Annotated in this window: 17 protein-coding genes; 10 read left to right on the top strand and 7 right to left on the bottom strand. The window is 65.7% G+C overall.

What is annotated here, in order from left to right; all coding sequences use genetic code 11:
• Positions 1–2,166, bottom strand: a 2,166-nt coding sequence (mdoH, locus tag CCR94_RS06165; protein ID WP_104507004.1) for a glucans biosynthesis glucosyltransferase MdoH, incomplete at its 3' end; no start/stop codon positions are given.
• Entirely contained in the window at positions 2,154–3,689 is a 1,536-nt protein-coding gene (locus tag CCR94_RS06160) for an OpgD/OpgG family glucan biosynthesis protein (RefSeq protein WP_104507009.1), read from the bottom strand. The genes mdoH and CCR94_RS06160, both read right to left, overlap by 13 nt.
• A 144-nt stretch (positions 3,690–3,833) precedes the next feature.
• On the opposite strand from CCR94_RS06160, the gene glmU reads away from it, so the two are divergent.
• Together glmU and glmS are read left to right on the top strand one after the other, a co-directional pair.
• On the top strand, positions 3,834–5,186 hold the full coding sequence (glmU, locus tag CCR94_RS06155; protein ID WP_104507003.1) for a bifunctional UDP-N-acetylglucosamine diphosphorylase/glucosamine-1-phosphate N-acetyltransferase GlmU: 1,353 nt from the start codon (positions 3,834–3,836) through the stop codon (positions 5,184–5,186).
• Between the two features lie 94 nt (positions 5,187–5,280).
• Positions 5,281–7,110 (top strand): glutamine--fructose-6-phosphate transaminase (isomerizing), encoded by a 1,830-nt coding sequence (gene glmS / locus CCR94_RS06150; RefSeq protein ID WP_104507002.1) that lies wholly within the window; start codon positions 5,281–5,283, stop codon positions 7,108–7,110.
• Between the two features lie 219 nt (positions 7,111–7,329).
• Here glmS and sciP read toward each other — a convergent pair whose 3' ends face one another.
• Positions 7,330–7,605, bottom strand: a complete 276-nt coding sequence (sciP, locus tag CCR94_RS06145) for a CtrA inhibitor SciP (RefSeq protein ID WP_088521411.1) — start codon at positions 7,603–7,605, stop codon at positions 7,330–7,332.
• Positions 7,606–7,932: 327 nt separating this feature from the next.
• Here sciP and mnmA point away from each other — a divergent pair, with 327 nt between their 5' ends.
• From mnmA to CCR94_RS06130, 3 genes are all read left to right on the top strand, one after another.
• Entirely contained in the window at positions 7,933–9,144 is a 1,212-nt protein-coding gene (gene mnmA / locus CCR94_RS06140) for a tRNA 2-thiouridine(34) synthase MnmA (protein WP_104507001.1), read from the top strand.
• Positions 9,141–9,800 carry a class I SAM-dependent methyltransferase gene (locus tag CCR94_RS06135; protein ID WP_104507000.1) on the top strand — a complete coding sequence of 220 codons (660 nt, stop codon included), beginning with the start codon at positions 9,141–9,143 and terminating at the stop codon, positions 9,798–9,800. The genes mnmA and CCR94_RS06135 overlap by 4 nt, the downstream gene beginning before the upstream one ends.
• A gap of 83 nt (positions 9,801–9,883) precedes the next feature.
• Complete coding sequence (locus CCR94_RS06130) at positions 9,884–10,186, top strand: hypothetical protein (RefSeq protein WP_104506999.1); 303 nt, start codon at positions 9,884–9,886, stop codon at positions 10,184–10,186.
• 15 nt (positions 10,187–10,201) lie between these two features.
• On the opposite strand, the gene CCR94_RS06125 is transcribed toward CCR94_RS06130, so the two are convergent.
• Positions 10,202–11,437, bottom strand: coding sequence for a hypothetical protein (locus tag CCR94_RS06125; protein WP_104506998.1), 1,236 nt, complete (start codon positions 11,435–11,437; stop codon positions 10,202–10,204).
• Between the two features lie 287 nt (positions 11,438–11,724).
• On the opposite strand from CCR94_RS06125, the gene ykgO reads away from it, so the two are divergent.
• From ykgO to CCR94_RS06110, 3 genes are all read left to right on the top strand, one after another.
• Positions 11,725–11,850, top strand: coding sequence for a type B 50S ribosomal protein L36 (gene ykgO / locus CCR94_RS06120; protein WP_088521155.1), 126 nt, complete (start codon positions 11,725–11,727; stop codon positions 11,848–11,850).
• Positions 11,851–11,929: 79 nt separating this feature from the next.
• Positions 11,930–12,370, top strand: coding sequence for a DUF1810 domain-containing protein (locus CCR94_RS06115; protein ID WP_104506997.1), 441 nt, complete (start codon positions 11,930–11,932; stop codon positions 12,368–12,370).
• Positions 12,371–12,379: 9 nt separating this feature from the next.
• Positions 12,380–12,928: a tetratricopeptide repeat protein gene (locus CCR94_RS06110; protein WP_104506996.1), complete on the top strand. Its 549-nt coding sequence runs from the start codon at positions 12,380–12,382 to the stop codon at positions 12,926–12,928.
• Positions 12,929–13,186: 258 nt separating this feature from the next.
• Here the strand turns inward: CCR94_RS06110 and aroE are convergent, their stop codons facing one another.
• Both aroE and CCR94_RS06100 read right to left on the bottom strand, forming a co-directional pair.
• Positions 13,187–14,008 (bottom strand): shikimate dehydrogenase, encoded by an 822-nt coding sequence (aroE, locus tag CCR94_RS06105; RefSeq protein ID WP_104506995.1) that lies wholly within the window; start codon positions 14,006–14,008, stop codon positions 13,187–13,189.
• 7 nt (positions 14,009–14,015) lie between these two features.
• A complete protein-coding gene (locus CCR94_RS06100; protein ID WP_104506994.1) occupies positions 14,016–15,491 on the bottom strand; it encodes a class I adenylate-forming enzyme family protein in 1,476 nt (491 codons plus the stop codon).
• Between the two features lie 84 nt (positions 15,492–15,575).
• Here CCR94_RS06100 and CCR94_RS06095 point away from each other — a divergent pair, with 84 nt between their 5' ends.
• The gene (locus CCR94_RS06095) at positions 15,576–16,214 is read left to right on the top strand and encodes a class I SAM-dependent methyltransferase (protein ID WP_104506993.1); all 639 of its coding nucleotides are present in this window, start codon (positions 15,576–15,578) and stop codon (positions 16,212–16,214) included.
• 104 nt (positions 16,215–16,318) lie between these two features.
• Here the strand turns inward: CCR94_RS06095 and CCR94_RS06090 are convergent, their stop codons facing one another.
• On the bottom strand, positions 16,319–17,260 hold the full coding sequence (locus tag CCR94_RS06090; protein WP_104506992.1) for a GGDEF domain-containing response regulator: 942 nt from the start codon (positions 17,258–17,260) through the stop codon (positions 16,319–16,321).
• 226 nt (positions 17,261–17,486) lie between these two features.
• Between CCR94_RS06090 and CCR94_RS06085 the strand changes: the two genes are divergently transcribed.
• Complete coding sequence (locus CCR94_RS06085) at positions 17,487–18,725, top strand: flagellar hook protein FlgE (RefSeq protein WP_104506991.1); 1,239 nt, start codon at positions 17,487–17,489, stop codon at positions 18,723–18,725.
• The last annotated feature ends 3 nt before the right edge of the window (positions 18,726–18,728 follow it).

The raw sequence follows: 18,728 nt of genomic DNA, 5'->3' as shown, positions 1-18,728 counted from the left end.
TTCGGCGGGGGCGGGCAGGCGGGACAGCAGCCCGATCAGCGCCCGGTCGTGCAGCAGCACCATGCGCTCCTTGCGCTGCAACCATTGCACCGCGTCGTCGATGTTTTGCGCGTCGTTGAGCTTGGCCTCGGCCATGGCGCGGTCGGGGTGGATGTCGCCGCGCACCCGGGGCGGGGCCGGCGGCAGGAAGGCTTCGTGGGCCTCGCGGAAATTCGCGTCCTGGTAGATCGCGCGCAGGCCGTCGGCGGAGTCGAACCCTTCCGCCGCCAAGGTCTTGGACAATTGATTGGCGCGCGTGGCGATGGGTGGCGGCGTTTGCTCCTCCGGCGTCACCAGCAGCCCGGCTTTCTTCAGCGCGAGGCCGATGCTTTTCTGGCCGCTGGCCCAGGAGATAAAGATCGCGAGAATCAGGCCGGCGATGGTCGGCGACATCCAGGCCACCAGCGAGGGCGAGATCAGCAGGCCGGCGATCAGCGACACGAAGCCGAGAATCACATGGTCGCGATGCCTGCGCATGATCTGGTTGAAAGCGACGGAGCCGTCGTCGCGGCGCTGCGGCTCCCAGCCGGTGTCGAAGCCGAACATGATGTGCAGCACATGGCCGGCGTGGACCATCATCATGATCGGCGCCAGCAGGGCGGACATCAGCGTTTCGAACAGAGCGGAAAGGGTGAGGCGAATCACGCCGCCGCCGCCGCGCCGCACCGGCCCGTCGAACAGGGCCAGCACCAGGCCGAACAGTTTGGGCGCCAGCAGCACCGCCATGGTGACTTCAAACAGCATCAGCGACCGTTCGGCGTCGAATCGCGGCCAGGTCGGGAACAGCGTGAAATCCTGCGAGAAATATTCCGGGCGGATGTAGCTGGCCTGCAAGACCAGCAGAATGCCGATCAACAATTGCGACAGCCACAGCGGCGAGGAGACGTAAGCCATGATGCCGGTGGTGAAATGCTGGCGCGTCGCGGGATGCAGGCCCTTGGCGCCGAGCACGCGCAAGTGCTGCAAATTGCCCTGGCACCAGCGGCGGTCGCGGGCGGCGACGTCGATCAGCGAGGGCGGGCTTTCCTCGTAGGAGCCCGCCAGCGAGGCCAGCATGTAGACCGTGTAGCCGGCGCGGCGGATCAGCGCGGCCTCGACGAAATCGTGGCTGAGGATATGCCCGCCGAACGGCGGTTTGCCCTTCAGGGTCGGCAGGCCGCAATGCGCCGCGAAGGCGCGCGTGCGGATGATGGCGTTATGGCCCCAGTAATTGCCGTCACGGCCCATCCAGCACGACAGGCCGTCGGCGATCACCGGCCCGTAGATTCTGGCGGCGAATTGTTGGACACGGGCGAAAAGGGTGTTGCGGTTGATGATCAGCGGCAGGGTCTGGATGATGCCGGCGTCGGGATCGTTCTCCATGGCGCTGGCGAGCACCGTGATGGCGTGGCCGGTCATCAAGCTGTCGGCGTCGAGCACCACCATATGGTCGTAGGCGCCGCCCCAGCGGCTGACGAAATCGCCGATATTGCCGGCCTTGCGCGCGGTGTTCTTGGCGCGATGCCGATAAAACACCCGCGCGTCCGGGCCAAGCGCCCGGCGCAGCGCGATGAAGGCGCGCTCTTCCGCGATCCAGACGTCGGGATCGGTAGTGTCGGACAGGAAGAACCAGTCGAAATGCGCGCCAAGCCCGGTCGCCGCGACATCCTCGTGGATGGCTTGCAGCGCGCCGAACACCCGCGAGGGCGCCTCGTTGTAGATCGGCATCACCACGGCGGTTCGCGTATGCAATTCCTTGGGGATTTCGGGCTGTTTCGGGCGCGTGAACAGCAAATGCAGGAAGCCGACCACGCCGGCGGCGAAGGACAGCGCGATCCAGGAGAAATTGGCCAGGAACAGGACCAGCAGCATCCATTTGAAGAAGGTGATGCCGCCGACGTCGATGACGCGGTACATTTCATAGCCGCCCCACACGGAGAGGGCGAGGCCGCCGCCAAAAGTCAGCGTGCGCGAAATCCAGGGCTGGCGGCGCTTGTGAATCATCTTGCGCCGCTCCGTCTTCGCATCGAAGCGGGACAGCGACTGTTCCGGCATGGCCAGAGGCGATTCCCCCGGCATGGCCGGGGAAAGCGCGTACTCCGATACGAGCGCGCCGTCTTGGGCGAGGTGTGCGGTCAGGACGTCCATCGATAAAGCCAGGTTTCGGAAGCGGGCGCGCCTTGCGAATCCAGCGCCAGGCGCAGTTCGCAGGCGGTTTCCCCATTGGGATCGAGATCGAACAGCACCCGCAGGCGCTTCTGTTCCGGCGCGGGGAACAGGCGCACCGAGGCGATGCGTCCGGGATTTGTGGTCAGGTTGGCCTTGATATCGTTGGCCTTGACGGGATCGCCGAGGAAATCGGCCTCGAAATCGACCTGGAAGCGGCGCTGCTTGGCCGCGCCGCCGCGTCCGCCCCGCGCGCCGATGGCGACCGCCAGCGGCGGCGAGGTCGGCGGACTCCAGCACCAGAACTGGCGATAGGCGAATTCGGCGCTCTGGCCCTTGGCCAGACCTTTCTTGAGGCGCCAGAACGCGATCATGTTCTGCGCGGGTTCGGCGTCGGAGGGAATTTCCAGCAGTTCGATCGAACCCGGTCCCCAGTCGCCGATCGGCTCAATCCACAGGCTCGGCCGCCGCTCCCAGTGCTGCACGTCGTCGTTGAAGGCGTTGAAGGCGCGGGTGCGCTGCAAAAAGCCGAAGCCGCGCGGATTCTGATCGACGAATTCCGAAATCTGCAATTTCGAGCGGTTGGCGACCGGGCGCCACACCCATTCGCCCGCGCCGGTGAGCATTTGCAGGCCGGACACTTCCGTCGCGGCGCCGCGGATGTCATCGACGCCGCGGCGGTCGAGCGGTGCAAACAGGTTGGTCGCGCTCATGGTCGCCAGACCGACATTCTCGATGTCGACGCGCGGGAACAGGGCGCATTCGGTGTCGATGATGGTGGCGTCGCCCGGATGCAGGGTGAATCGGTAGGCGCCGGTAAGGCTTTCCGAATCGAGCAGGGCGTGGACCACCAGCACATTGCCGGCGCGGGTCGGCTTTTCGATCCAGACGGCGCGGAAGAACGGGAATTCCTCGCCGCCGGGATCGCCGGTGCGCACCGAGAGGCCGCGCGCGGTCACGCCGAAATTCTGGCCGGGCGCCAGCGAGCGGAAGAAGCTCGCGCCCTGGAAGATGGCGATTTCCGACAACGTTCCGTCATCGCCGCGATGCAGCGCGCGAAAACCGGAAAAGTCCAGATTGGTCGGCGGCGCGCTCATGTTGACGCCGCCGAAGATGAAATTGCCCGCGTCATAGGTCAGGCGCCGCGACAGCCCGTCCTCGACCAGATTGATCTGCATCGGCGTGGTGAAGACGAAGCCGCGATGCAGCGGCTCCAGCACGAAGCCGCCGGGATCCTTGGCCCAGATCATCCCCTCCGGCTTGGCGCGAATGGCTACATAGGCGTCGTAGGACAGGTTGCTCAAGGGGCCGGGCAGGTCGGCGTCAACGGCGGCAAAGGGCTTTGCCGCCAGCGTGCGGGCGGCCTCGATCACCAGGGCGCTGGAAAACGGCTGGATCGCGTTGTTCTGGTCTTGCGCGGAAGTTTGCGCGGAAGCCCGAACGGCGCCGAGCAGCGAAACGGCCGCGCCGCCCGCCAATTGCAAGACATCCCGGCGCTTCAACATGGCGGAGGCGTTCCATTCCCAAGAAGATCGATGGTGCGAAGCGACATATAACCGAAATTGCGGCGGGCGCGAGGGCGATTTTTCGCTTTGTCGCATTTCGGCTGTCGCCTATAGAGCCGACATTGGCCTGATCGGAGGGAAAACATGACGCGCAAATGCCTCGCCATCGTGCTCGCCGCCGGGGAAGGCAAGCGGATGCGCTCCAGCCGCCCCAAGGTTCTGCATCAGGTCGCCGGCCGCTCCATGCTCGCCCATGTGCTTGACGCCGTGGGGCAAGCCGGCGCCGACGCCCTGGCCGTCGTGGTCGGGCCGGGACGCGACGACGTCGCATCGGAAGTTTTGCACGTCGCGCCTCACGCCAAAATCTTCGTGCAGGCGGAACGTTTGGGCACCGCCCATGCCGTGCTCGCCGCGCGCGACGCCCTCGCGCAGGGTTTTGACGACGTCCTCGTGCTGTTCGCCGACACCCCGCTGGTCCGCCCCGACACTTTCGCCGCGTTGCGCGCAAAACTCAGCGAGGGCGCCGGCGTGGCGGTGCTTGGCTTCGAGCCGGAAAATCCGTTCGGCTACGGGCGGCTGCTCACCGATGGCGCCGGGGCGCTGGTCGCGATTCGCGAGCAGAAGGACGCGAGCGCGGAAGAGTTGCAGGTCCGCCGCTGCAACGCCGGCCTGATGGCGCTGGACGGGCGCCGGGCGCTGGACTGGCTGTCGCGCATCGGCAATGACAACGCCCAAAAGGAGTTTTATTTGCCCGACGCGGTCGAGGTCGCCCGCGCCGACGGCGCCTCCTGCGCCCTGGCGCTTGCGCCGGCCGGCGAGGTCTTGGGCGTCAACGACCGCATCCAGCTCGCCCAGGCCGAGGCCGAGATCCAGACCCGCCTGCGCCGCGCCGCCATGGCGAACGGCGCCACCCTGATCGCGCCGGAAACGGTTTTTTTCAGCCATGACACGGTTTTGGGCGCGGACGTGCTGGTTGAACCCCATGTGTTTTTCGGCCCCGGCGTGACCGTGGGCGACAATGTCGTCATTCATGCCTTCTCGCATCTGGAAGGCGCGACGTTGGCGCAAAACGTCGCCGTCGGCCCCTATGCGCGGCTGCGTCCGGGCGCCAATCTCGCCAAGGGCGCGAAAGTCGGCAATTTCGTCGAGATCAAGAAATCCGAGATCGGCGAGGGCGCGAAGGTCAACCATCTCACCTATATCGGCGACGCCAGCATCGGCGCGCGCGCGAATATTGGCGCGGGCGTGATCACCTGCAATTATGACGGGTTCCTGAAATATCGCACGGACATCGGCGCCGACGCCTTCATCGGCTCGAATTGCTCGCTGGTGGCGCCGGTGAAGATCGGCGACGGCGCGCTGGTCGGCTCCGGTTCGGTGGTGACGAGGGATGTTCAGGCCGATGCGCTTGCGGTCGCGCGCGGAAAACAGATGGAAAAGCCCGGCTGGGCGGCGGCCTTCCGCAACAAGATGCGGGCGCTGAAAGCCGCGAAATAAGCCTCCACTCGGCAAGCTACAGGGATTGAAAACATTCGTGACTTGCCTTGAGCGGTCGCGTGCGCATCTCTCGGGCGAACAAGGAAAACGATTCATGTGTGGCATTGTCGGCATCATCGGGCAGGGTCCGGTCGCGAGTTCGCTGGTGGATGCGCTGAAGCGGCTGGAATATCGCGGCTACGATTCCGCCGGCGTCGCCACGCTGGAAAATGGCCACATCGAGCGCCGCCGCGCCGCGGGCAAGCTGCGCAACCTCGACGCGCTGCTGCATGAACACCCCTTGCGCGGCTGGATCGGCATCGGCCACACCCGCTGGGCCACCCATGGGCGCCCGACCGAGAACAACGCCCATCCCCACGCCACCAACAAGCTGGCGGTGGTGCATAACGGCATCATCGAGAATTTCCGCGAATTGCGCGCCGAACTGGTCGCCCAGGGCCATGAATTCGTCACCCAGACCGATACGGAAGCCGTCGCGCATCTGGTGACCGAACAGATCAACCGGGGCCTGTCGCCGGTCGATGCGGTCGCCGCCAGCCTGCCGCGCCTGAAGGGCGCCTTCGCGTTGGGGATGCTGTTCGAGGGCGAGGAAGACTTGCTGATCGGCGCAAGGCGCGGCGCGCCGCTGGCGGTGGGCTATGGCGAGGGCGGGGAGATGTATCTCGGCTCGGACGCGCTGGCGCTGGCCGCCTTCACCGACACCATCACCTATCTGGAAGACGGCGACTGGGTGATTCTTCGCCGCGGCTCGGCTGAATTCCGCGATGAGTCCAACCGCCCGGTACAGCGCGTAAAACTGAAGACACAGGCCTCCGCCTTCCTGGTGGACAAGGGCAATTACAAGCACTTCATGGCCAAGGAGATTCACGAGCAGCCGGAAGTGGTGGCGCGCACGCTGGCCCATTACATCGACTTCGCCAACAATTGCGTGCGGCTGCCGTTCGAACTGCCGTTCGACCCCAAAACCCTGACCGGCATCACCCTGACCGCCTGCGGCACCGCCTATTACGCCGGCCTGATCGGCAAATACTGGATCGAGCGTTTCGCGCGGTTGCGCGTCGAAATCGACGTCGCCTCGGAATTCCGCTACCGCGAGGCGCCGCTGCCGGACAACGGCCTGATGCTGGTGGTGTCGCAATCGGGCGAGACGGCGGACACCCTGGCCTGCCTGCGTTACGCCAAGGCGCATGGCCAGAAGATCATCGGCATCGTCAACGTGGCGACCTCGACCATCGCCCGCGAGAGCGATGTGGCCGCGCCGACGCTCGCCGGCCCGGAAATCGGCGTCGCCTCGACCAAGGCTTTCACCTGTCAGCTCACCGTGCTGGCCTCGCTGGCCATTGCGCTCGGCCGCGCGCGCGGCGTCCTCGGCGCCGACGAGGAAAAACGCCTCGTCAACGAACTGATGGTGCTGCCGGGCCTGCTGGCGGAGGCGATGAAGCTGGAGCCGAAAATCGAGGCGCTGTCGCACCAGCTCGGCAAGACCACGGACGTGCTCTATCTCGGGCGCGGCCCGTCCTACCCGCTCGCCTTGGAAGGCGCATTAAAACTCAAGGAAATCAGCTACATTCACGCCGAGGGCTACGCCGCCGGCGAGTTGAAGCACGGCCCGATCGCGCTGATCGACGAGCAATTGCCGGTGATCGTGATCGCCCCGACCGATCCGGTGCTGGAAAAGACGGTCTCAAACCTGCAAGAGGTTTCCGCGCGGGGCGGAAGAATCATCCTGGTGGGCGACGCCCACGCCATCGAGGCGGCGGCGACGCCGCTCGCGGGCGAAATCCGCATGCCCGACATGGCCCCGGACTTTTCCGCCATCGTCTATGCCGCGCCGATCCAGATGCTCGCCTATCACACGGCGGTCTTTATGGGGAAGGACGTGGACCAGCCAAGGAATTTGGCGAAGAGCGTGACGGTGGAGTGAATCGCCTCCGGTTTGGCGGAGGAGGCGTTCCGATGACCTGTCGACGGGCGACTCTCCTGAGGCGCCCAAGGACATCCTGAACGCGCCGACCGACGCCAGATCAACGAAGCTTTCCAGTCGTGCCGCAGGCCAAGCGGCCGGCGCCGTCATCAACCCGGAGCCTCTCAAACAAAAACGCCGGCCTCGCGGCCGGCGTCGCAAGCGGGAGGGGTCTCGCGCTTACTGGCGGTATTGTTGCAGGCGCGTTGTGCGCAGCCCGGCGAGTCCATGCTGGTCGATCGACATCTGCCAGGACAGGAACTCGTCCACGGTCAGCGTGTAGCGGCTACAGGCCTCTTCCAGCGAGAGCAGCCCGCCGCGCACGGCGGCCACGACTTCGGCCTTGCGGCGGATGACCCAACGCTTGGTGGAGGGCGGCGGAAGATCGGCGATGGTCAGCGGGCTGCCATCCGGACCAATGACATATTTGACCCTCGGGCGGTGGGGCTCGGTCATGCTACTCACTCACTTACGCGGAGAACCCTTGACTAACGATTGCCGACAGTAACCCCGCCCACTTAAGAAACACTTTCGCAAACCCGCGCAAAAAGACCGATAAATGCTTGTTTACCTGTGCGTTTCTTGCCAAATCCTTTCCATTTTGGCACAGATGTCCCCTAATGAGGCGCCCGGCAAGCCGGCGTTAACCTTACGGCAAGGAGACGCGACCGCGCCTCTTTTCAAGCCGGTGCGTTGAAATCCGGCGGTCAACCCCTTATTGAAGGGGCGGCGCCCCGCTCGCCGCCCCAAGCGGAGGCTTCGCCGCAGGAAGTTCTTTCCCCGATGACGACGTCGCAAACCAATACCCTCGATTTGCTCAATTCCCTCGATCTGGGGAAGCCGCCGGCGCAAACCCGCGTCGTCGTAGCCATGTCGGGCGGCGTCGATTCCTCGGTGGTGGCCGGTCTGCTCAAAGAGCAGGGCTACGACGTCATCGGCGTCACCATGCAACTCTACGATCACGGCGAGATCGAGCATCGGCCGGGCTCCTGCTGCGCCGGACAGGATATATATGACGCGCGCCAGGCGGCCGACCTGATTGGCATTCCGCATTATGTGCTGAATTACGAGCAGAATTTCCGCGCCAAGGTGATCGACGCCTTCGCCCAGTCCTATGCCGATGGCGAGACGCCGATCCCCTGCGTCACCTGCAACAGCCAGATCAAGTTCATCGACCTGTTCGACATGGCCAGGGATCTCGGCGCGGACATTTTGGCGACCGGCCACTATATCGCCTCGCGCCCCGATGGCGACGACGGGGGCAGGGCGCTCTATCGCGCCCTCGACCCGGACCGCGACCAGTCCTATTTCCTGTTTTCGACCACGCGCGAGCAATTGCGCCTGCTGCGCTTTCCCCTGGGCGAAATGAGCAAGCCCGAGGTGCGCGACCACGCGCGCCGCTTCGGGCTGGGGGTCGCGGAAAAACCCGACAGCCAGGACATCTGCTTCGTTCCGACCGGCCGCTACAGCGATCTGGTGGAAAAACTCGCGCCACGGGCGGCGACGCCGGGCGAGATCGTCCACGTCGACGGGCGCGTGCTCGGCCAGCACGCCGGGGTGATGAACTATACCATCGGCCAACGCAAGGGCCTCGGACTCGGCGCCAGCGCCAGCGTGGGGGGCGAACCGCTCTATGTGGTCAAGATCGACGCCGCGCACGCCCGCGTCACGGTCGGCCCGCGCGAGGCCCTGTCCACCAAGCGCGTGACGCTGCGCGATGTGAACTGGATCGGCCCGGGCGCGCTCGATCAGGCGCTGGGTCGCGAAATCGCCGCGCGGGTGCGCTCGACGCGCCCGCCGGCGCCGGCGGTGATGACGCGGCGCGGCGACGAGATCGTGGTCGAGTTCGTCGAAGGCGAGAGCGGCGTCGCGCCGGGACAGGCCTGTGTGTTTTACGAGGATTCCGGCCCGCGCGCGCGCGTGCTTGGCGGCGGTTTCATCCGCAGCGCGGAATCCGCCCAAGAGGAGCCGGCGATCGCCCGGAAAAGAGCATGAATCAAATGCCGCGCGATCTCGCGCAAATTGAAAACGCGCATGTCGAGGAAGCCTACGCCCGCTGGGCGCCGATTTACGATCTGGCCTTCACCACGGTGATGGCGCCGGGCCGCCGCGCGGCGGTGGCGGCGGCGCAGCGGCTTGGCGGCAAAGTCTTGGATGTCGGCGTCGGCACCGGGCTGGAACTGCCGATGTTCGACGCGGACGTGGCGCTTGTCGGCGTCGATCTGTCCGAACCCATGCTGCGCCGGGCGCAGACCCGGATCGCGCGCGAAAAGCTTTCGCGGGTGGCGGGGGTGTGCGTGATGGATGCGACGCGGCTGGCCTTCGCCGATGGCGCGTTCGATGCGGTGGTCGCGCCGTTCGTGCTGACGGTGGTGCCGGATCCGCACGCGACGCTGGCGGAACTGGCGCGGGTGACGCGCGTCGGCGGCGAAATCGTGCTGGTGAATCATGTGGGGGCGGAAGCCGGTCCGATCGCCTGGATCGAGCGCTGGATGGGCAAGCGCTCGGCGTCGCTGGGGTGGCGGCCGGAATTTCCCTGGGAGATTCTGGGCGACTGGATTGTTTCGCGCCAGGATCTGAAACTGGTGGAAAGGCGCAAGATCGCGCCGCTGGGGCTGTTCACGCTGACTCGAATCGAGAAGCTGTCTTAGACCCCAGGGCTCTGGCGCGGATTGCCGCGGCTTGACGTGGCTCCGCGATCCAAACATGGTGGCGGACAGAGGCGGTGCGCTCGATGCAAGTGGAACAAGGTTCTGGCCTCTGGCAGGGCTTCGAGACGGCCGGAACCGAAGCGGATGCGCGGCCTCGCCAGCTTTCCCCAAGGGAAGGTGTCGCGTCGGCTCAGGCCGACGGCGGCGTTTCACCTGAACTCAGTTCGCATGATTTCAGCAACCTCGCCATGACGCTCCTCAGCGCCGCCAATCTGCTGCAAAGATATGGCGACGACCCCGTGCGCGTGGCCCAGATCGCCAATCTTTTGCGCGAGACCGGCGAACGCGCGATCGCGGCTTCGCGCGGCCCGCCGCCGCGGGCTTAAGCTCGGAGGCCAGTCTCAGTTGGTTCGCGCGTTTGGCTCCGCGACGGGAATACGTTCGCGATAGATCTCGTCGGAGATCGGCAGGCGATAATCGAGACGGTCGCGGTGGGTCGGACTCATCAGCCAATAGCGCACGACCGCCTCTACCGCCGCGCCCTTGCCGTCGGCGGGGACCGTCAGGGCAAAGTTTTGCGCAATGTTCGGACGCAGGCGGGTGTCCCACAGGTCGATGAGGAAAGGTCGCCCGATCGTGGCCCTCTCCAGCGCGAAGGTTTGCGACTTCAGCGCCGTTCCGGCGGCGTCGACGACTTGCAGGGTGACGGTGAGATGGCGATCCGGCGCGCCGGTCGGCACGTCATGGGCGGCGCCGGTGTTGACGAGCGTGAGATTATAGCGCGTCTCGCCCGCAGGCAGGGAGCTTTTGGCGAAATCGATGGTCAGCGCCGCGCGGATCGCCTGGGGATCGTGACCGCCCCGCCACAGGTGGCGCCGCGCCTGTCGGACAGGGCCGCCGGGCGTCAGCGCGCGCTCGACCGAGGGCATGTGGCATTCGACGCAATGCAGGGCGCGGGGATCGGCGATCGGACTGGCTTGCAGATAGCCGTCGTCGGGCGCCGGCCGGGGCGCGTGGACGTCGGGGGCGCGCGCCCGTTCGATCTCGGCGACCGTGCCGCAGGGCGGCTGGCGTAAAAAACTGTCCCAGCTGTTGTTGCGCACGGCGTGGCAGCGGACGCAGGCTTCGTTCGGATTGGTCCAGGCGGCGGTCGGGTGCGGCGCGGCCAGCCCCGGCAATGGCCCGTAGACCACGCCGTCGCGGACGTGGCAGGCGGCGCAGGTGATCCCTTCCTGGCGCAGGGCCGGGTCGAACGCCGGATTGGGCGCCAAAACCGGGTTCCAACGGTCGTCGCCGTGAAACCCAAGCACCTGCTTCTCCTGCTGGCGGTCGAGCGGCGTATGACAATTGCCGCAGATTTGCTTGCCGCCTTCGTGGCGCCAATCGGCCCGGAAGTAGGGATCGTCCCAGACGCGGGCGTGCATGGTCGAAGCCCATTCGTGCGCGCTGTCGGCATGGCAGGCGCCGCACGCTTGCGCCGACAGACCGAATTGCGGCTGCGCCGCTCCGACCGTGGCGATCGGCAGGGCGAACCAATCGGAAATGCTGATATAATTTGGCGGATAGATCATACGCCAGCCGATAAAAGCCGAGAACGCGACCAACAGCGCTCCGGCGACGACGGTCCGCCGCTTCATAACCACGGTTTCCCCTGCCTCCGCCCATCTCGTCGAACAATGTTCGCGTGATAGCACACGCTGTTTGAACCGGCCGTCAGATTGCAAGACATGATGAATACAGGCGGCGCATGGCGAAGGGTGAGGACGCCTGAACGCGGTCGAAGGCGAGCTGACCCCAAGCTGGCTCGGGTCGCCGCCGCGCAAGAATTCCTGCCCGCAGGGCTTGATCGCGCCGCGAAAATTTGGCAGAAGCACAGCTCAAATTCGCGGCTGAGGGAGAACCCCGGCCAACTCCGGGGTATGCCATGAAAGTCCGTAACTCCCTCAAGTCCCTGCGCACGCGTCACCGCGACAACCAGCTGGTTCGCCGCAAGGGCCGCGTTTACATCATCAACAAGACCCAGAAGCGCTACAAGGCCCGCCAGGGCTGATTGAGCGACCGCCGAGCCTTTGGGCTTGCAGGCTTTGAACCCCGGCCCCGCGCCGGGGTTTTGCTTTTTGGGGGCGGCGATGGACGACATCTTCAATCTCCAGCGATTCGTCGCCGCCCAGGCAGACGTGTTCTCCCAAGTCGAATCGGAATTGCGCGCCGGGCGCAAGCGGACCCACTGGATGTGGTTCGTCTTTCCGCAACTGGCCGGACTCGGCTCTTCCCCGATGGCGAAGTTTTACGCGATCGGGTCGCTGGACGAAGCGCGGGCCTATCTCGCCCATCCCGCGCTCGGCCCCCGCCTGCGCGCCTGCGCGGAAATTTTGTGCGCGCTGGAGGGGCGGAGCCTGCGCGAAATCCTGGGCGCGCCTGATGACGCGAAATTCCGCTCGTCCATGACCCTGTTCGCCCAAGCCGCGCCCGGAGACTCGCTTTTCGGCGCCGCGCTCGCGAAATTTTGTGGCGGCGCGCCGGATCAGGCGACGCTCGACCTGTTGGCGCGGGGCGCGAAATCTGTTTGACTTGAGACCATGAAGCGATTCTTGGTCCTATGTCTGGCTTTGGGGCTTGGCGCGGCGCAAGCCGACGTCCCGCCGCGCCAGAAACTGATCGACGGCCTGTTCGTCAGGTTGCAACTGGCCGAAGACCCCGAAACCGCCGTGCAATTGCGCGCCATGATCGGCGAAATCTGGAGCCATTCGGGCTCGCCGACCGGCGACCTGCTGATGTCGCGCGCCGAGAGCGCGCTGCGCGCGGCGAACGGCGAGGTCGCGGCCAAACTGCTCGAAAAACTGGTGCTGCTCTATCCCGATTGGGGTCAGGCGTGGCGGCGCCGCGCCCAGTCGGCCATCCAGGCGGGCGACCGCGACGGGGCCGTGCTCGATCTCGGCAAGGCGCTCAGCGTCGAGCCGCGCGATTTCCTGGCGATGCGGCAATTGTCGGAGCTGTTGCGCGACGCCGCGAACAAGCCGCAGGCGCTCGATCTGCTGCGCCGCGCCGCCGAGCTTGACCCGCAAGACCCCGCTCTGGCGCGGGAGGTCGAGGAATTGTCCCGCGAGGTCGAGGGCAGGGGGATTTGATTCATATGCGCTAGGTTAAGCTTGGCGCCTGCCGAGAATTTCGTGGGTTGATCCCCTCGTGCTTCGAGACGGCGAGCTTTGCTCGCCTCCTCAGCATGAGGGGATCAATGGAATCAATCTTGTAGCCCTCATGCTGAGGAGGCTCCGAAGGAGCCGTCTCGAAGCACGAGGGCGGTCCACCGCTTTTGCCGCAGCCTGCCAGCGCTTAACCTAGCGCATGTGGTGATTTGACTCCTTCTCCCCGCGCGGGGAGAGCCCCTACACCAACGGCACGGTGATCTTCTCAATCATCGTCTTCGTCTCCGGCCGCACGCCGCGCCAGCGCGCAAAAGCCTCCGCCGCCTGCTCGACCAGCATGCCCACGCCGTCGACGCATCGTGTCACGCCGGCCGCGCGGGCGAGGCGCAGGAAGGGCGTTAGCCCCTTGCCATAGGCGAGATCGTAGGCCAGCGCGCCGCGTGCGAACGCCTTGAGCGGCACAGGCGGCGCCTCGCCGGAGAGCGTCGCGGAGGTGGCGTTGAGCACGAGATCATAGGCCTCGCCGCCGAGATCGGCATAGGCGAGGAAGTCGAGCGCCCTGGCTTCCGGGAACAGCGCGCGCAACTCCGCCTCCTTGCCGGGTGTGCGAAACGCCACGGTCAGCCGCGCCGGGCCGCGCGCCAGCAACGGCCCGAGCGCGCCGCGCGTCGCCCCGCCCGTGCCGAGCACCAGCACAGTCCGGCCCGCGACGGGCGTCGCCAGATTGGCCTCGATGTCGCGGGCGAGGCCGATGCCGTCATAATTGGCGCCCTCGGCCTCCGCGCCGTCAAAAGTCAGGCAGTTCACCGCGCCGGCCTCGCGCGCCGCCGCGTCGCGCCGCGTGGCGTAGCGATAAGCGTCCATCTTGAACGGCACGGTGATGTTCAGCCCGCGCAAGCCCTTGTCGCGCCAGGCGTCCACGGTTTCGGCGAAGCGGCCGAACGGCCCCTCGATGGCGATGTAGTCGAGATCCTGTCCGGTGGCTTCAGCAAAACCCTTGTGAATCAAAGGCGATTTGCTGTGCGAAATGGGGTTGCCGATCACGGCGTAAAGGTCGGTCATGAAAACCTCAAAGCAGGCGGCGGGCGATCTTGCCGTTGCGGGTGCGCGGCAGGCGATCGACGAAAACGAATTTCTTCGGCGTCTTGTAGCCGGCGAGATGCGCCGCGCAATGGGTTTTCAGCGCGGCCTCGTCGGCCTGCGCCCCCGGCGACAGCACAATGAAGGCGCAGATCACCCGCACATCCTCCCGCACCTCGCGCTCGGCCGCCGCCGCGTCGGCGACGCCCGGCGCCGCGCACAGCACGGCCTCGACCTCGGCCGGCGACACACGATAGCCCCCGGCGTTCATCAGATCGTCGGCGCGGCCGTGCAGCCAGATGTAGCCGTCGGCGTCGAAATGGGCGACATCGCCGCCGACGAACCATTCGCCGCGAAAAACTTCCGCCTCGGCTTCGGGGTTGCGCCAATAGCCCAGCATCAGGCCGGGATCGGAGCGATGCACCGCGATCAGACCGCTCTCGCCGGCCGGCAAAGGCGCGTCGCCGCCGGCAATCGGCAGGATTGCGACGCGGCGCCCCGGCTGCGGCTTGCCCGGCGATCCCGGCCGCCAGGCAACGTCCGGCCCGGTGGAGATATAGGTCGAGATTTCGCTCATCCCCAAAGCCTCGTAAAGCGGCTTGCCGGTTTTCGCCGTGAAGGCGGCGGCGAGCGTGGGCGGCAAGGCCTCCCCGGCGGTCAGCCCATGGCGCAGGCTGGCGAAATTTTCGCGCGTGCAGGCCTCGTGGCGCAACATCTGGCGGTAGACGCCGGGCACGGCGGCGAAAATGGTCGCGCCATGGCGGGCGATCAACCGGGGCCAGACGCCCGCGTCGGCGGGGCCGTTGTAAAGCACGGCGGTGGCGCCCCGGCGGAACGGGTCCATCAGCCCGACCCCGAGCGTGTAGGTCCAGTTCATCGCCCCGGCGTGCAGCACGATGTCGGTTTCGCCCACGCCCTCCCAGGCGTCGAGCATGGGCTCGCGCCCGAGCGCGACGCGCTGGGCGTGCAACACGCCCTTGGGGCGGCTCGATGTGCCCGAAGTGTAGATCAGATAGGCCGGATCGTCCGGGCCGGTGGCGGCATAGTCGCGTGGCGGGAAGGCGGCGAGGCGCAAAAGTTCGGCCTCGCCGATCACGCGGACGCCGCCCGCGGCCTGAAGGCTTTCCGAACAGATCAGGGCTTCGGCCCGCGAATCCGCCACCAGGCGCCCGACCTCCTCGACGGTGAGTTGCGCCGAGGAGGGCAGGGCGACATGGCCGGCGGCGAGCGCGGCGAAAAAGCTCAGCACGTACAGCAGGTCGTTGCCGCGCCGGATGACGATCCGCGCGCCCGGCGCAAGGCCGAGCGAGGAAAACCCCGCCGCCAGCCGGCGCACGGCAAGGTCAAGCTCACCATAGGTCAGGGATTGCGCCAAACCGGCGCCGGTCAGGATCAGCGCCGTCTTTTGCGGGCGCAACGCTGCATTGTGCCGCAGGCAGCAGGCGGCCAGATTGAAGGGGGTCATGACGGGAATGGATCAAAGCTTCATGCGATTGTCATCTGATTTTCATAGGCAAGCGAGATTGCCGCTTCGATAAGGGTAATCGACATGTCGCAAACGCTGGCCCCCATGGAAAGTCTTAACGCCCGCAAGACCTACGAACGCATCGCCTTTCTTTATGACTTGCTGGATGCGCCCTACGAAATCGGTTGGAAGCGCGCCCTGCGCCGCCGCATGTTCGAGGGCCTGAACGGCGCCATTCTCGACGCGGGCGTCGGCACGGGCTGCAATTTCGTCGCCTATCCCTTGGGCGTCAAGGCCTCCGGCTGCGACGCCAGCGCCGCCATGCTGGAGCGCGCCCGCGCCCGCGCCGAACGCCTCGGCGTGATGGTCGATCTGCGCCGCTCCGATCTCACCCGGCTCGACTGGGCCGACGCGACCTTTGACGGCGTCGTCGCCACTTTCGTGTTCGCCTGCATCGAGGACAACGAACAACTCGCCGCTTTGAAGGAATTGCGCCGCGTCTGCAAGCCCAACGGCGAAATCCGCATCGTCGATTATCGCCTGTCGCCGCGCCCCCTGGTGCGCAAGCGGCAGCAGTTGATGTCGAAATGGCTGAGCGGAGCCTTCGCGGCCTCCTACACGCCGACGACCGAGACCTATTTTGAAGAGGCGGGCCTCGAAATCATCGAGGAGAAATTCCTGCGCAGCGACGTGCTGAAGATGATCCGGCTGCGTCCGCGCTAAGCGGGATTTCCGAAAAGTGTGCGCGGTTTTCGGGAAAAATATGATTAAAACCAAAGAGTTATAGTAAGTTCGGTGAACGGGATCTCACCGAACTTACTCTAAGATCAGCTGGCGGCGCGGCGCGCGCCGGTCGACGAAGCCGAGGTTCCGCGAATGATGCTGTTGGGTCGCGGCGCCGCCGCCATCTTTTCGGGATCGTAGAGCGCGACCATGTTGCGCCCGGCGCGCTTGGCCGCGTAAAGCGCGGCGTCGGCCATGCGCAGCAGCTCGTCGATGTCCTCGCCGGCCTGGCCCATGGCGACGCCGAACGAGCAGGACAGGCGCACGCTCTCCCGGTCGAGATCGATTTCCTGCATGGCGATCATGCGGCGCAGGCCTTCCGCCGCGCGCCAGGCGTCGGTGGCGTCGGCGATATCGAGCAGAAGCGCGAATTCCTCGCCGCCGAGCCGCCCGACAATGTCGCCCTGGCTTTTGAGGCAGTCGGCGACGGCGCGGATCGCCCTGTCGCCAACGGCATGGCCGTAGTTGTCGTTGATCGCCTTGAAATGATCGATGTCGGTCATGATCGCGACGACAGGCCGCGCGCCGCAAAGCGAGGCGGCGCGATGGAAGAAGGCCGCGCGGTTGTAGAGGCCGGTCAAGCCGTCCCGCGTCGCCATTTCCAGCAGTTTGTGCTGCATCTGGTTCAGGCGTTCGGCGGCGCGCAGGCGCGCGTAAAGCTCGTCGGGGGAAATGGGAAGTTGCAGCACGTCGTCGGCGCCGCAGTCCAGCGCCTCGATGAAGGCGGCCGAGGGCAGGGGCGGCGACACCAGGCACACGTAGATCGGGCGCTCGAAGCTCGACAACAGCCGGGCCTCCCAGCAGATCTCGGCGCCGGCGTCCTTGTCGTTGGCGACGATGAAGGCGTTCAGTTCGCGGTCGCGTCCGAGCCGGTCCAACCCTTCGTTCGCATCGGCGAAGGCGATCACGTCATGGCCGCGCGTCTCGAGAATGGAGGAGATCGAGGCCTGCAACGCCTGATCGGCCGCGACGACAATGACATGCATGTGGAGCAGAACCCGCGCGGCAAAACGGACTGGGCGATCCGAGCGATCACCTTTCAAGTCCAAAGCTAATTGGAAATGATGAGCGGGCCGTTAATTCGATCCGCCGCATGTGCCGGAATTGCTGAACCATCGCCGTATTGTCAGCGTCCGCGCGTTGCGTCTTGCCAGCTTCGCGCAAGCCTGAACGGGCACAACAGGGAGGAGCCATGAGGGCAGGAGCATCGCGATGGGCATCTATGACGCCATGAACGCCAGCGTAACTGGCATGAACGCGCAATCTAATTATCTGAGCAATATTGGCCAGAATATCTCGAATGCGAGCACGCCTGGCTACAAGCAGGCGGACACGGAGTTCTCCACCCTCGTCGACCAGTCGGCCGTCGGTCAGACTTCGGCGGGCGGCGTCTATACCACCACGCGCGTTGAAGCCGCCAAACGGGGTACGCTCCAGAGCACCACCTCCACGACCGATCTCGCCGTCAACGGCAACGGCTTCTTCGTCGTCTCCAACAGCGCCAACAGCTCCAGCGGCTCCGGCGAAAACTTTCTCACCCGCTCCGGCTCCTTCGTGACCGACAATAGCGGCAATCTCTACAACTCCGCCGGCTATTATCTGATGGGCTACGCCTATTCGGCGAGCGGCACCTTGCCGGCCATGTCGTCCAACTCGCTGACCGGTATGACCAACGTCAAAGTGGCGACAGGCATTCTTCCGGCGGTGGCGACCTCCACCGGGACATTCAGCGCCAACCTGGATTCGACGGCAACGAGCGGGGCCGGCCCGGTCAGCAACACCAGTTTCACCTCGCAGACGTCGATCACGATGTACGACAGTCAGGGCGCCGCGGAGATCGTCAACCTCTACTTCCTCAAGACGGGCGCGAACACCTGGAGCGCGGCGGCCTATCTCGGGGCGACGGCGCTCACCGGCTCGACGACGGCCCTCAACTTCACCGGCAGCACCTTGGGCGCGACCTCAATGAGCTTCAACTTGCCCAACGCAAACGGCGCCCTCCCCACCAACCCCGTGACGCTCGATCTGTCGGGCATGACCCAGTACTCGACCGCCTTTGCGGTGTCGAAATCGGACATGACCGGTCACGCCGCCTCAAGCATCAGTTCCGTGAGCATCAGCACCGACGGAACCCTGTCCTACCAGCTCGCCGATGGCACGTCGGTGGCGGCGTACAAGATTCCACTCGCCTCGGTGGCGAGCCCGATCAACATGCTGTCTGGGACTGGCAACGTCTTCTCGCCCACCCTCGAGTCGGGCCAGGCGAACGTGGGCGTGGCTGGAACCGGACAGCTCGGCACGATCAAGTCCAGCAATCTCGAACAATCCACCGTCGATATCGCGACCGAACTCACCAACATGATCGTGGCTCAACGCAACTATCAGGCCAATTCCAAGATGTTCTCGACCGGCGCCCAATGTCTGGACACGCTGATCAACATGCAGGTCTAACAA

The sequence above is a fragment of the Rhodoblastus sphagnicola genome, from assembly GCF_002937075.1.
GTDB lineage: Bacteria > Pseudomonadota > Alphaproteobacteria > Rhizobiales > Beijerinckiaceae > Rhodoblastus > Rhodoblastus sphagnicola.
This window is presented reverse-complemented; position numbering and strand designations above follow the sequence as displayed.